At 35.8% G+C, this 14,130-nt stretch carries 11 protein-coding genes; all 11 read left to right on the plus strand.

Annotated features, from left to right (window positions below; translation table 11 throughout):
• Positions 1-192 precede the first annotated feature (192 nt).
• The 11 genes from GWK10_RS17965 to GWK10_RS18015 all read left to right on the plus strand — a co-directional run bounded on the left by GWK10_RS17965 (position 193) and on the right by GWK10_RS18015 (position 14,083).
• The gene (locus GWK10_RS17965) at positions 193-1,167 is read left to right on the plus strand and encodes a PorP/SprF family type IX secretion system membrane protein (protein WP_164033794.1); all 975 of its coding nucleotides are present in this window, start codon (positions 193-195) and stop codon (positions 1,165-1,167) included.
• A gap of 106 nt (positions 1,168-1,273) precedes the next feature.
• Positions 1,274-2,041 carry a DUF3667 domain-containing protein gene (locus tag GWK10_RS17970; RefSeq protein ID WP_164033795.1) on the plus strand — a complete coding sequence of 256 codons (768 nt, stop codon included), beginning with the start codon at positions 1,274-1,276 and terminating at the stop codon, positions 2,039-2,041.
• Between the two features lie 212 nt (positions 2,042-2,253).
• Complete coding sequence (locus tag GWK10_RS17975; RefSeq protein ID WP_164033796.1) at positions 2,254-2,658, plus strand: hypothetical protein; 405 nt, start codon at positions 2,254-2,256, stop codon at positions 2,656-2,658.
• Positions 2,659-2,872: 214 nt separating this feature from the next.
• Positions 2,873-3,235, plus strand: coding sequence for an ArsR/SmtB family transcription factor (locus GWK10_RS17980; protein ID WP_394351682.1), 363 nt, complete (start codon positions 2,873-2,875; stop codon positions 3,233-3,235).
• A 19-nt stretch (positions 3,236-3,254) separates the two neighbouring features.
• A complete protein-coding gene (locus GWK10_RS17985) occupies positions 3,255-3,866 on the plus strand; it encodes a short chain dehydrogenase (RefSeq protein WP_164033797.1) in 612 nt (203 codons plus the stop codon).
• An 18-nt stretch (positions 3,867-3,884) separates the two neighbouring features.
• On the plus strand, positions 3,885-5,207 hold the full coding sequence (locus GWK10_RS17990) for an NAD(P)/FAD-dependent oxidoreductase (RefSeq protein ID WP_164033798.1): 1,323 nt from the start codon (positions 3,885-3,887) through the stop codon (positions 5,205-5,207).
• An 88-nt stretch (positions 5,208-5,295) separates the two neighbouring features.
• Positions 5,296-6,939, plus strand: coding sequence for an amidohydrolase (locus GWK10_RS17995; protein ID WP_164033799.1), 1,644 nt, complete (start codon positions 5,296-5,298; stop codon positions 6,937-6,939).
• Positions 6,940-7,173: 234 nt separating this feature from the next.
• The gene (locus GWK10_RS18000; RefSeq protein WP_164033800.1) at positions 7,174-8,169 is read left to right on the plus strand and encodes a hypothetical protein; all 996 of its coding nucleotides are present in this window, start codon (positions 7,174-7,176) and stop codon (positions 8,167-8,169) included.
• Between the two features lie 31 nt (positions 8,170-8,200).
• Positions 8,201-8,935, plus strand: coding sequence for a DUF2927 domain-containing protein (locus tag GWK10_RS18005; RefSeq protein ID WP_164033801.1), 735 nt, complete (start codon positions 8,201-8,203; stop codon positions 8,933-8,935).
• A 379-nt stretch (positions 8,936-9,314) separates the two neighbouring features.
• Complete coding sequence (locus tag GWK10_RS18010) at positions 9,315-11,252, plus strand: OmpA family protein (RefSeq protein WP_164033802.1); 1,938 nt, start codon at positions 9,315-9,317, stop codon at positions 11,250-11,252.
• Between the two features lie 383 nt (positions 11,253-11,635).
• Complete coding sequence (locus GWK10_RS18015; protein WP_164033803.1) at positions 11,636-14,083, plus strand: OmpA family protein; 2,448 nt, start codon at positions 11,636-11,638, stop codon at positions 14,081-14,083.
• Positions 14,084-14,130: the final 47 nt, after the last annotated feature.

The raw sequence follows: 14,130 nt of genomic DNA on the forward strand, positions 1-14,130 counted from the left end.
TCGAGAACCTTGAAAAAGATGTATTAATATCAATTATGGAATTAATTCAATAAAAAATAAGAAAACTAAAACTCCTCCCCTTAATAAGGGGAGGAGGCTCAATCGCTTGAAGGACGATTGAGACGGTGGGATTAAAAGCCCAAACTAAATTGAAAAACAAAAATGTCCCCTCGAGCGCAGTCGAGAGGTTATATGAAACAGAATAGAATAACATACAAAACAGGCTTTCTAACAGCACTTACACTGTTAATGGTATTAGTGGGCATAAATACTGCAAACGCGCAGCAGGATGCCCAATACACCCAGTATATGTTTAATACCATTAGTATTAATCCGGCATATGCCGGTAGTCGCAGTGTAACTAGTGTGGTCGGCTTACATCGCTCACAATGGGTCGGATTAGAAGGAGCTCCCACAACACAAACCATCGCAATTCATTCTCCGGTGGGATTACGTGAAAAAGTTGGTGTCGGACTTTCAGTTGTAAATGATGAAATAGGACCTACTCAGGAAACTTATTTCGATGCAACCTTTAGCTATACCTTAAATGTTAGTGAGCGAGCAAAGCTATCATTTGGATTAAAAGCGGGAGGGCATTTGCTTGATGTACGTTTTTCAGAATTAAATCAATACACTAATACTGATGTCTTGCTGCAGCAGGATATTGACAACAAATTTTCACCCAATATCGGTGCGGGTGTCTATTACCATAACGGACTAACATACATCGGGTTTTCTGCTCCTAATTTATTAGAGACTGAGCATTTTGATGAAACTAATAGTTCAAATACGGGAGCGAGCTTTCTAGCCCGTGAGCGAATTAATTATTATCTCATGGCGGGTCATATTTTTAGACTATCTGACCAATGGAAATTTAAACCAGCAGTATTAGGTAAGTACGTAAACGGAGCACCATTACAAGCAGATCTTTCTGCTAGCTTTTTATACAATGATAAAATAAGTTTTGGCGCTGCATATCGATGGAGTGCTGCTGTGAGTGCTACTGTCGGCTTCCAATTCTCTGATGCTCTAATGATCGGTTTTGCTTATGATCGTGAATCAACCCCACTTGGTGATGCTTTATTTAATGCAGGTACCTTCGAGGTCTTCTTACGCTTTGAATTGGCTAGGGGGTATGATAAGCTGATCTCACCTCGATTCTTCTAGATTACTAAAGGATAAAAAACACCAAAAAGTGCTGTTATCCGAAAATTCATTACCGGATATGGTTATATTTAGTGTTGATATAACAAGTTGTGTTTAATATTAGGAAATGAAATGTAAAAATTGTGGAAATTCTTTTGACGGAAAGTTTTGCAATCTATGTGGACAACACATCAGAGTTGAAAAATTAACTTTGCCCAACTTTCTTGAAGAAATTTCGGATAGTGTTTTTCAAGTTAATCGAGGTCTTTTTTATACTATTAAAAGCTTAGCCATAAGACCTGGACACGCAATTCGAGAATTTTTAAATGGACAACGTAAATATTATTTCAAACCAATTGCTTTTATATTAGTATTGTCCACTTTCTACTTTTTAATTACTAAAATACTAGGAGCAACTACACTTTTAGAAAATGCTATCTCAGGATTTCGACGAGGTGCAGAAGATAAATCTGACTTTTTACATAACGCTGTAATTTTAGAATTCTCAACCGAATGGTTTATTAATAACTTTGCGTATTCTAACCTCCTTCTTATACCAGCTTTATCAATCGCATCATACATGGCTTTTTATGGAAGAAAAAACAACTTTCTCGAACACATTGTAATCAATTCTTATATAGGAGGACAACAAACTATTTTTTATTCATTATTTGCAATTTTTGATTTTGTAACCAAGCAAAATGATTTAGGAGTGACTTTAGCTTTCATTATATCTATTGTCTACAGATTTTGGGCTTTTATCCAGTTTTATCAAACAAAAAATAAGATTTATACATCATTCCGACTAATGTTAACCTACATTCTATTTTACTTCATAATTATGATTTTTCTAGGAGTAATAGTTTTTACAGCAATAATTTTAAAAGAATACTAAACACAACAATGGCTATAATTCGTTGCGGTTGAATTCCTAATCGGAAATCAAGGCTTAGTAGCTATCTTTCGGCTAAGGCGGAAAGAATCCCACTGATTTTTCCGCCATAGTCGAGACCGTTGTGGTGAATTAAAGAAAACAACCAATTTAAATTATCCGAGGAGATTACTATGAATTTTACAAGACATTGTGCTTTATGTGAAAATGAAATTATGAGTCTTGAAAATGGAGTGACATGCAAGTTGACCAATGAAAAACCGAATTTTAAAGAAACTTGTCCAGATATATTATTTGAAAATAAATTTAAGAAAAAGCGGGACGATGTTATCGTTGAACTGGAAAAAGTAAGTAGAGATAAAAACAAGGCCTATCTCTATTTAATTATTTCCGGCATTTTTGGAATCTTATTTATCATAGGGAATAAGCTTTATGGAACTTTTATATATGGAGAAACTTCTACTTACTATTGGAAACGTCGGATCGAATCAATTGGGATTGGAATTACAATATTAATAGGCGCATACTACAAATTCAATAGATTTAGAAACAAGCTGAAAACTATTGAAATGAAAAAAAGTAGAATTGACAAAGTATTAAAGAAGTATGGAGTTAAATAGAAATAAAGTAATAAAATAACAATTAAAGTTTAGGGTAATAGGAATTACACTACAAAATCGAGACTAATACATCAAAACGCCTTGTAGAAATCATTGCGGAAGAGTTGGTTAACGGGAAGAGGAATTCCCACAAATCAAAATTCGTTTCGCGAAAAAGAATGTAAATTTCAGTTACTACTATCGTTATACAAACCTATTAGCAACGATCTTATAAATGGCAAGTTCATTTTTATATATCGAGAATTATAGATATGTTTGTAATATGAACTTGAAAATAGCTACAGAGATCGGAAAATGTCTATCTAACCAAACTAGAGTTCAAATAATAGGGTGGTTAAAAGAACCAAAAAAAAATTTCCCGCCACACGAAACATTAAAGCATTTTAACGACGGAGTCTGCGTAACCTACATTCAGGAAAAATCAGGATTATCACAATCCACCATTTCAACCTATTTAACGAATATGGAAAAATGCGGCTTGTTAATATCCACAAGACACGGGAAATGGTCTTATCTTAAAAGAAACGAGGATTTAATTAAGCAATACACCCAATTTCTTCTTGAAACAAATTATTAAAATTAGAAAACAAAAAATTATGAAAATACTAGTAATAGGTGGAGCAGGAACTATAGGCAAAAAAATAGTTGAGCATTTTTCAAAAGAACATCAAGTACTTGTAGCTGGTCGATCTTCAAAAGACTACCCAATTGATATTGCAGATTCTAGATCCATAAAAAACCTATTCAAAAAAATTAAAAAATCAGGTAAAATAGATGCTGTAATATGCGCCGCAGGTGAAGCTAAATGGGCAAGAATGAAAGATATGTCCGAAACCGATTTTCATATTGGTTTACGAAGTAAATTAATGGGGCAAGTTAATGTTGTACGACATGCACATAAATGTTTAAAACGTAAAGGCTCTATTACTTTAACAACAGGAATACTTGCAGATGATCCTGTTTACACAACCACAAGTGCCGCAATGGTGAATGGAGGTGTACACAGTTTTGTACAAGCAGCTGCATTAGAAATGAGAAAGAAAATTAGAGTAAACGTGGTATCGTCTGGTGTGGTGATGGATGCTTATGATAAATATGAAAGTTATTTTCCTGGTCATCCTCCAATACCTATGGATAAAATGTTGATGGGATACATACGAAGTGTTAGTGGAAGGGTAAATGGAGAAATTATAAGAATATACTCATAGCAACCAATTAGCTGACAAATGAATAAAACAAACATGGAAAATGTATTGGTTATTGGTGGCGGATTAATGGGAGCCTCAGCTGCATGGAAACTGGCAGAACGAGGTGCAAAAGTAACGCTAATTGAACAACAAGAGCCTAACTATTCTAAAGGATCAAGTTATGGTTCTGCACGTATCACGAGAAGCTTAGGTGCTAAAAAAGACGTATTCTCTTATGTGCACAATCAAACCATAAAAGAAGTTTCTAATTTGATAGATTTTTTAAATGCTGAAGAAAAGACACAAGTACATACTATGGGAGATGTGTATACCACATCGCCAGTCACCTATCTTCATCCTAAAGAAGATTACCTTAAGGTAAATAAATACAGATTTAAGAAACAAAAAAACGATTACAGCCGAGCTTCTCAAAACTCCTCGTTTAGAAAATTCGGAATGACCATTCCTAAAAATACCTTTTTAGTAAGAGAAAAAAGGGAATACTCCGGCAGTTTAAATCCAACGGTTTTAATAGACAAACTAAGACAAGGTGTCACAAAAAAAGGCGGTGTTATCAAATACCAGCATCAAGTAGTCGGACTAAAAAAAAATGACGATGTTTTTGAGGTCGATATTTTAAACTTAAAGACTAAAAATAATCAGAAACTAAAAATTAGTAAAGTAGTAGTTGCAGCTGGAGCATATACTACTGAAATACTAAAAGATTTTGCGCCTTACCTCAATAGAATTTTAACCCCTAAAAAAATTGCCTTATCCTTTTTAAGGATTAAAGATGAATGCTACCAAGAATTAAATGAAGCAAGTAAACAAGCATTACAAAATGGGTTTCCTTTCTTCTCTCAAATAGGGAAAGAATACTTTGCTATAATTTCAGAATCTAAAAATGGTGCTTCTCCAATAATTAAAGCAGGTGGTCATCAAAAACGAAGAAACATTCATGATCTAGATAAAATTTGGGAGGAAGCGCCTACTAAGCAAGAAAAAAAATGGATTAAAAAGCAGTTTAAAAACCATTTAAAAATGCTAGAAATTCACCTATCTAATAAAGATATAGAGGAGGTTGAAAGCTATAATTGCGTGTATTCTGAAACTAGAACACAAATACCAATTGTAACCCCTATTTTTAATAAATATAGATCACTTGATCGCGAAATTGTTATCATTGGCGGTATGTCTGGTATAGGTGCTAAAGGGTGTTTAAGTTATGGATTGTTAGCTACAGATTTATTGTTAGGAAAAGATGAAAAACCTACTAATATGTATCGTAAAATGACAAGAACATTCAGCAATCCATCAGTGAGTTTATACGCCAAAAGAAAAAAATCGGGAAGGTTATTTTAAACTTTTCTTATTGAATTGCTGAAATTTTGATAGATGTAGAAATCATGAAATAAAACTTCCAAAATCGCTTTACTCAACTTAAAAAATGATGAAACACTTATTACTTTCAGTAGCCATTCTACTTTTATGTTTTTCATGTGACTCAGAAAAAATAGAAGCTGATACAATATTCGTAAATGGTGTTATTTGGACAGCAAACCCCAATATGAAAGAGGTGGAAGCTATGGCTGTCAAATCGGATACGATAATAGCTGTTGGAAGTACTATCGATTTACAAAAATATATAGGGAAATCTACTCACATCGTAGATCTTCAAAACAAATTTGTTACTCCGGGATTTATAGATGCTCATGTTCATTTATTAATGGGTGGAAATAGCTTGTTAAGTGTTCAGCTAAGAGATGCTAAAACCAAGGAGGAATTTGCCAAAAGGATCAAAGATTTTGCAAGCGGTATTAAGCCTAATCAATGGATTGTTGAAGGGAATTGGGACCATACACTTTGGGGAGGTGAACTTCCTACTAAAGAATGGATAGATGTATTCACTCAACAAAATCCAGTAGCCGTCTATAGAATGGATGGTCATATGATCTTAGCAAATTCAGCTGCACTAAAAATAGCTGGTATTGACAGAAATACTCCAGATGTCGAAAATGGAGAAATCGTTAAAAACTCAAATGGTGAACCAACTGGTATTTTGAAAAGCAAGGCTATGTACTTGGTTCTCAATAAAATTCCTGCTTTGTCTGATTCTCAAAAGGAAAAGGCTATTAAAGTCGCTCAGGAATATCTACATGCTCAAGGAGTTACTAGCATTCAAGATGTTGATAGCTTGGGTGGTTTTGAGGTTTTAAAAAAAATGCATTCCAACAATGAGCTTAAAATTCGAGTGTATTCTGCCGATCCATTACATAGTTGGAAATCACTTTCCAAAAAGGAAAAAGTAAATAATAAATGGCTTAAGAATGGATTGCTTAAAGGATTTGTAGATGGTTCACTAGGATCGCATTCTGCTGCTTTTTTAGAGCCGTATTCAGATAAACCAACAGATAGTGGAATTTTAACCGCCAACATTGACAGTCTTCAAACTTGGATTGAGAAGGCAGATACCAATAATCTACATGTTACAGTACATGCAATAGGAGACAAAGCGAATCACACTCTTTTGAATACCTATGAAGCAGTAGAACAAACAAATGGTAGTAAAGACCGTAGGTTTAGAATTGAGCATGCGCAGCACTTAAATAGCGATGATATTAGCCGCTTTTCAGAATTAAATATAATTGCCAGCATGCAGCCTTACCATGCCATCGATGATGGCAGATGGGCCGAAGAGCTTATAGGCCCCGAGCGAATAAAAACTACTTACGCTTTTAATTCTTTATTAGATGCCGGCACAACTTTAGTATTTGGTAGTGATTGGCCCGTGGCTCCTGCTTCTCCAATACTTGGGATTCATGCAGCGATAACTCGACAAACATTAGATAATAAGAATCCAGAAGGTTGGGTTCCCGAACAAAAGATAAATGCCGAGCAAGCTTTGTTGGCATATACCAAAAATGCGGCATACAGCGCTTTTAATGAAACCATTAAAGGCACATTAGAGGTGGGGAAATTGGCAGATTTTGTGGTGCTTAGTAATGACATAAGGAGTATTGATCCTATTAACATTAGAAATGTACAAGTACTTTACACTTATATCGGTGGTAAGAAGGTGTATGAAAAAAAATAAGAAATCTTGGCTAAGATTTTTTTAATACAACGGTATTCAAGTTTTTACAGAAGGAATTCGAAAAGCCAAAACGTTACTAAGCTGTAATAGTTTCAGGTTCTAGGCTTCGTTTTTAATTACTAATAAGTAATAAAAAGCTGTTTTACTTCTATTTAGCCATAAAGCGTATCTTTATTTGTGATTTTTAAAGTTGACAACTAACTTTAAACTACCTAACTAAAACGAGTCTTGTTAATGAGAAGATATATTCTGCAAAGCGTACTACTCATTTTTGGTTGTATACTACTTCAAGCTCAAGACAATACAGCTACATCAGGATTTCGAGCGTATTACCCTATTCATCAAAAACCGAGTATTGGTTATTTGTCATCAATGAATAATTTTGAAACCATATTGTTTGATGCAAAACCAGTAGTGTATTACAGTTTTGCTAACAACATAGGTAAAAGACTTCAGGACAGTACATATACCAATGCACATGCGCTATATACTGTTTTCGAGCCTCAAATACGTATGTATAATGAAGAGTCGTTACCTGTAAAAACACCATCCTATAGGGTTGCGCTGGGCTATCAATTTCTCAAAAAAACAACAGATACTAATTTTTATGCACTATCCTTTGAAACAGGGCACTTTTCAAACGGACAGTCCGGCTGTACCTTTGCAAATGGTTTAACTGATGAAACGGATGCTTGCATTGCGGCTCATGCATTAATTACTGATGACTCCGACCTTTCGTCTTTATTAAATAGAGAGAATGGTAATTTCTCTACAAATTGGACAAAGCTCACACTCAACTATCGATTCAATGTATTTCGCGATAACAATAAACCTAGGGTAGCGCATTCGCTTTTTGCTGGCTGGGAATACTACCATAATAATTTACTCTGGTTTTTTGATATTGGCGGATTTTCTGATTTTGATCTATCCGTTTTTGGGCGTAGTCGATTGCGTTTGGGCTATGAGTTTATACATACTTTTAGCGGTAGTGTTCGCTATTCTGCAGAGTTTAATATGGAGTACATAACAAACCCACATCCGTTTGTAGATCCGGTTAGAGCCGAGCTAAGAGGAATTTTTTATCCAGGAAATTTAGATTTTGGTGTCTATATTAATTTCGTGACGGGGCATGATAATTATAATTATCGACTTGTTGATTCCGGCACTCAAGCTGGAATAGGAATAATTTGGGATTGGTTTCCACCTTTAGATAGACCGGGTCTAAGATGATTTTTTAAAAGGGAATAATCTCCATATAGAAATGAGAAGAGCTAAAAATCTAATAAAATTAAAAGTAGTTTTCGCACTGTTAGCACTTGCTATAATAGTTTCCTCATGTGCTGATGATAATGGTAATGAAATCGAGGTAGAAGCATTAACAACCTATGAACTTAGTGTTGTCGATTATTTTAAGGACGTAGCTCTGGGTTTTGAGTTTGGTAACGCTAGTGAAATTACCAGAAAATGGACCGGCGATATGAATGTATTTGTAAAAGGAGCACAAGATGCCAATCTTTTAGCCGAACTAGAACGGATTAAAAATGAACTCAATCAGTTGGCGACTGATAATTTCGAAATGAATATTGTTGACAGTGAGGCGGGGGCAAATTATATTATATTTTTTGGCAATTCAGCCGACTACGTAAATCTGTATCCATTGCAGTCCAATCTGGTTGATAGTAATTGGGGATTGTTTAGTATTTTCTGGAATGGAAACCAGCAGTTAAATGGCGGTCATATGTATATCGATATCGAACGCGCTAACGAACAAGAACAAAAACATCTGTTGCGAGAAGAGTTGACGCAGTCTTTGGGACTCGCAAAAGATTCTCCAGAATACGATGATAGTATTTTTCAACAAGAGTGGACACGCACTAACGAATACGCACAAATCGATAGAGATATCATAAAGCTATTGTACCATCCAGAAGTAAGTACAGGTTTAAACGCTATCCAGGTTGATTCCGTTTTAAAAAGCATTCTTTCTAAAAACTAAAATTGTCGAATTTCTCTCTTCGATAAGAGAATTTTCTAGAATATGAGAACTGGCTCCCTTCCCTCGAGGGAAGGGTTGGGGATGGGTGTACATCTATGAATTAAACCTCAGTAGTAGTAGTATGATTTAGTTTTAGGCGAACACCCCTCTATCCCGATAGTTATTTGGACCTCAAAGATGGACTCTCATCAAGTCCTCGCATTTTCTTGAAAATCTCTCATCAAGGAGAGGTGGCTTTATCGACGAAAGAAGATAAAGATGGAGGGGTTAAAAAGCCTTTAATAACTTCTAAGTCTCTAAATCACTCAATCTCAAAATAATTGTAATTTGGCATGACAATTGTCCTTAAAAGGTATGAATTACTAGCAACGCCCTAACAATGAGATTATTTAGTATCTGGTTTATATGTACTTTTAGTATAAGCACAGTAAGCTTTGCCCAAAGTGGGAATATTAATGCTGCCAATAAAAAATATGATCGCTTTGCCTATGCAAATGCCATCAAGATCTACGAGAAGTTATTAGATAAAGGATATCAAACTCCAGACCTATATCAAAAATTAGCAAGCTCTTATTATTTCACCAATAATATGGATGCTTCGGTACGCTGGTATGATTCTATTGCCAAACAGGAAGAGACAATGCAGGCAGATGACTATTTTAGATATAGTCAAGCGTTACGTTCTAAAGAGCGTTATCAAGAAGCGGACTCAGCATTGGTTACTTATTATGCCAAAAAGGGGGATGATTATCGCGTGCAATTACTTCAACGCAATAGCAACTATCTTGCTAAAATTAAAGAACAGTCTGGGCGGTATACCATTCAATCGTTAGATTTTAATTCGGGAAATTCTGATTTTGCCCCTAGTTTTTACAAAGACCGATTGGTATTTGCTAGCGCCCGTGATTCTGGTGTTTTTACACGTATTGTTGATAAGCGAACCAATAAACCTTTTTTAGAGTTGTATGAAGTAAAACTTACTAAAAGCGGCAAACATAGCCGACTAAAAAAGCTAAAGGGAATCAATAGTCGTTTTCACGAGTCCTCTTCAGTTTTTAATAAGAAAGGAAATCGAATCTGGTTTACGCGAAACAACTTTTACGAAGGGGAGTACAAACGCGATAAAAAAGGAATAAATCGACTGAAAATTTTTACTGCAGTTGATAGTGAATTTGGTTGGGAACAGGTAAGCGAAATACAATACAATAGCAATCAATATTCGGTTGCGCATCCTGCTTTTAGTCCTGATGGTAAGACGATGTTTTTTGTGTCAGATAGACCGGGTGGTCACGGGAAGTCCGATTTATGGATGGCAAAAAAAGGTCGAAGTGGATTATTTGGAAAGCCAATTAATTTAGGAAAAGACATTAATACCTCTGGACGTGAAACCTTCCCATTTGTTAGTGATAATGGAGACTTATTTTTCGCTTCAGATGGGCATGCAGGCCTCGGCGGACTCGATGTGTTTGTCGCTCCTTATGAAAATGAAACATATAGTGCTGTGTACAATGTGGGTGAGCCAGTAAATAGTGTAAACGATGACTTTTCGTTTATTATTAATGATGAGACCAATATTGGTTATGTAGCCTCCAACAGAGAAGGAGGTAAGGGCGATGACGATATTTACCGTGTGAATCGATTAAAACCCTTAGTAAAAACCTGTACACAACAACTTATCGCAACTGTGCAAGATAGTAATGGAAAAACTGGCTTGAACAATGTGCAAGTTGAGGTCTTGAATGAGAAAGGAGAATCAATAGGTACATTTAATACGGATGCAAACGGAAGTTGGAAGTACAGTAGAAATTGTAAAGAAAATACATTAGTGCGCTTTACCAAAGAAGGATATCAGCTATCGGAGCGCTACATTCCCATTAATACATTAGGTAGCGATGAGGTTTTTGTACAGCAATTAGAGCCAGTACAGCAGCTGGTAGATGTCGGTCAGGATCTAGGTAAGCTTATTAAGCTAAATCCTATTTATTTCGATAATAATAAATCGAATGTTAGAAAAGATGCAGCCTTTGAGCTAGTTAAAATTGCAGAGGCTTTACTAGCGTATCCTGATTTGCAGGTTGAAGTAGGTGCTCATACCGATAGTAGAGGTAAGGATAAATATAATTTAAAACTATCTCAAAAAAGAGCAGAATCTATTGTAAAATTTCTAGTTAAAAATGGCGTTGAAAAAAGCAGACTTACTGCAAAAGGCTATGGCGAGACGAAACCAATCAACGAATGCGTAAATGATGTACCTTGTTCTGAGGCTAAGATCGCATTAAACCGTCGATCGGAATTTATTATTGTTGGGAGGAAGTAATTTAGTTAGGTCTTTAAATTAAGTCGTAATCTTTCTCCACTAATCCGTAATTCTCAGTGTAGCTCTGTGAAATAATCCTGCCTAAAAGAAGTCGCAATTGTATTCACAAAAACCTCAAAAAGTAAGCGACTACAAATCGAAATACTAGCTCTAATTCAAGCAGCTCAAAATCCTGTTGATAACCATAGTGATTTTGGTTTATATCTTGTTGATAACATGTAAAGTAACGTTTAAAAGTGTGTTTTCTTCGCTTAACCCCACCTCCATGTGAATAAGATTGTTAAAAACAATCAAACACCCTGCCTTAATCAGCTTAGCTGTCACAGTACTTTTATTCATACTATTTGCCCCCTAATTAAACAGGTTGTTGACAGCTGTAGAATATGAGTTTTAAATTTCGGGTATTAACGCTACTACTCTTCTTATCAGTAAGTTTTGTTGCTTCACAAAACAAAGCTATTGATAGAGGAAATGCTAGCTTTGATAAGCAAGCCTACGCAAATGCGATTACCTATTATGAGGCTGCGATAAAACAAGGGGCAAAATCAGCAGAAGTCTACCGGAAATTAGCCGATTCTTATTACAATTTGTCCAATTTGCCCAAAGCAAGTGAAAATTACAAACTCTTATTCGAAACCCAAAAGCCGACCGATACCGAAGTATATTTTAGATATGCTCAATCTTTAAAGGCGGTTGAAAATTACAAAGAATCTGATCGTATCATGAACGAGTTCATGTTCAAGAAACAAGAGGACACTCGTGGTAAGCGCTTTTCAACATCTAGAAATTATCTAGATTCCATCAAAACGAATATGATGTTGTATGATATTAAAAACAGTCGTTACAACTCGAGGGCATCTGACTTTGCGCCCACACTTTTAGACGGAGAATTAGTTTTTTCATCTTCTCGTGATTCAGGCACCTATAGTCGTTTTCGTGCAAAATGGAATAACGAGGCATTTTTAGATATATATAAAACAGTCAATAACAAAGATACTTTATCAAAAAAATCTGTTCCATTCGATAAAAGGATGAATACAAAATTTCATGAGTCCACTTCTGTATTTACAAAGGATGGAAATACGATGTATTTTACCCGAAATGACTTTAGTGGGGGTAGAAGAGGTCAAGATAGAACCAGAACAACGCGCTTAAAAATTTATCGCTCCCAAAAAACAGGAAAGGGATGGAGCAAGCCTAAAGAACTTCCTTTTAATGACAGGGACTATTCGGTAGCACATCCAGCCTTAAACGCAGATGAAACCAAATTATACTTTGCTTCTGATATGCCTGGTACACTCGGTGCATCGGATATTTGGATGGTAGATATTAATGGTGATGGAAGCTTTGGCGAACCAGTGAACCTTGGTCCTTCAATTAATACCGAATCAAAAGAGACTTTTCCATATATCAGTTCAGAAAATAACTTATACTTCGCTTCAGACGGTCATGTTGGCCTTGGTGGATTGGATATTTTCGTGTCGAAAGTATTGGAGGATAATAACTTTGGCGAGGTTATTAATGTCGGTAAACCAATAAACGGACCGACCGATGATTTTACATTTGTAATTGATGAAGAAAGTAGAATTGGATATTTTGCATCAAACAGGAAAGGTGGTGTTGGTAGTGATGATATTTATCTGTTCAAACTTCGTCCTAAGACAATTGAAGAGTTAGAGCAGTTGGTTATGGGGTTGGTAACTGATGCTGATACAAATGAGAAGATTGTAGGAGCCAAGGTTACCATTTTAGACCAAGACCTTCAGGTTAAAAAGGATACATTAACTGATGATTTAGGTATTTTCGAATTAAAACTATCTCAAAAGGATTTAAAAGATGGGTCGGTAGAAAGTACCATCCGGGCAGAATCTGAAGGGTATGTGCCAAACGAAGAAACTTTTTTGAGGACTCGTGAGATCGATACTTTTTTCATCAATATTCAACTGAGAAAAGTTGGCGTGCCAGGGGACCCTGAAGATCCTAATAACAAAAACGTAACTATAAATGTTGGTGCTGATGGGAATCCTGTAGTTGCTACAAATCCAGATACTACTCCCAATAATCCTCCTTCAACCCAACCAACAACGCCAGTTGTGACTACGGAGCCAAGTATTGGCGAAGATCTAGCAAAAGTACTACAGTTAAAGCCGATATATTTCAATTTTGACAAATCTAATATCCGCTATGATGCGAAGCTTGAGCTGGATAAGATTGTGGAGGTAATGAAACAGTATCCTCAGGTAATTATCGATGTACGTTCACATACTGACAGCCGAGGTAGAGACATTTATAATATGGCACTATCAAATAGAAGAGCCAATGCCACTGTGGCCTATTTAACTAAAAAAGGAATTAGCCCAGAAAGAATTACAGGAAAAGGTTATGGAGAATCTACCTTAGTAACCAACTGTCCTAACGGAGTGCGTTGTACTGCACACCAACATCAGTTAAATAGAAGGTCTGAGTTTATTGTAGTACGAAACACCTCAGGTAGTGCCATTGTAAAATCGAGTACGGTAATCGACCCTGATCGTTTACGATCTACTAAACCTGCGGCTTTATCTGGCACGTTTGTTAACTATGATTTTTCTTCAGAAAATAAAAAAGTGGTTTATACTGTGCAAGTAAGTGCACTGCGCAGTAGTGCACAATCACGAAAATATAATCGACTTACAGACCTGTTTAACCATCAGTATGACGATGGATTTAATAGGTATTTTTCCGGCATTTTTGCAACTCCTACTGAAGCTAGAAACCATATGAAGCGCCTTCGAACCAGAGGTTTTGATGGCGCTTTCGTGGTGGGTCTACAAGGTGAAATCAGGTTTTAATCAATTTGTTTAACGATTATTTAATTTTATTAAACATTTAGGAAACT

Origin of the sequence: Spongiivirga citrea, from assembly GCF_010671565.1 — a bacterium.
In the GTDB taxonomy this organism is placed as follows: domain Bacteria; phylum Bacteroidota; class Bacteroidia; order Flavobacteriales; family Flavobacteriaceae; genus Spongiivirga; species Spongiivirga citrea.

Bases quoted from the DNA above. Each gene is read 5' to 3' on its own strand.
- GWK10_RS17965 (WP_164033794.1), top strand. From the start codon at position 193: ATGAAACAGAATAGAATAACATACAAAACAGGCTTTCTAACAGCACTT.
- GWK10_RS17970 (WP_164033795.1), top strand. From the start codon at position 1,274: ATGAAATGTAAAAATTGTGGAAATTCTTTTGACGGAAAGTTTTGCAAT.
- GWK10_RS17975 (WP_164033796.1), top strand. From the start codon at position 2,254: ATGAGTCTTGAAAATGGAGTGACATGCAAGTTGACCAATGAAAAACCG.
- GWK10_RS17980 (WP_394351682.1), top strand. From the start codon at position 2,873: ATGGCAAGTTCATTTTTATATATCGAGAATTATAGATATGTTTGTAAT.
- GWK10_RS17985 (WP_164033797.1), top strand. From the start codon at position 3,255: ATGAAAATACTAGTAATAGGTGGAGCAGGAACTATAGGCAAAAAAATA.
- GWK10_RS17990 (WP_164033798.1), top strand. From the start codon at position 3,885: ATGAATAAAACAAACATGGAAAATGTATTGGTTATTGGTGGCGGATTA.
- GWK10_RS17995 (WP_164033799.1), top strand. From the start codon at position 5,296: ATGAAACACTTATTACTTTCAGTAGCCATTCTACTTTTATGTTTTTCA.
- GWK10_RS18000 (WP_164033800.1), top strand. From the start codon at position 7,174: ATGAGAAGATATATTCTGCAAAGCGTACTACTCATTTTTGGTTGTATA.
- GWK10_RS18005 (WP_164033801.1), top strand. From the start codon at position 8,201: ATGAGAAGAGCTAAAAATCTAATAAAATTAAAAGTAGTTTTCGCACTG.
- GWK10_RS18010 (WP_164033802.1), top strand. From the start codon at position 9,315: ATGAGATTATTTAGTATCTGGTTTATATGTACTTTTAGTATAAGCACA.
- GWK10_RS18015 (WP_164033803.1), top strand. From the start codon at position 11,636: ATGAGTTTTAAATTTCGGGTATTAACGCTACTACTCTTCTTATCAGTA.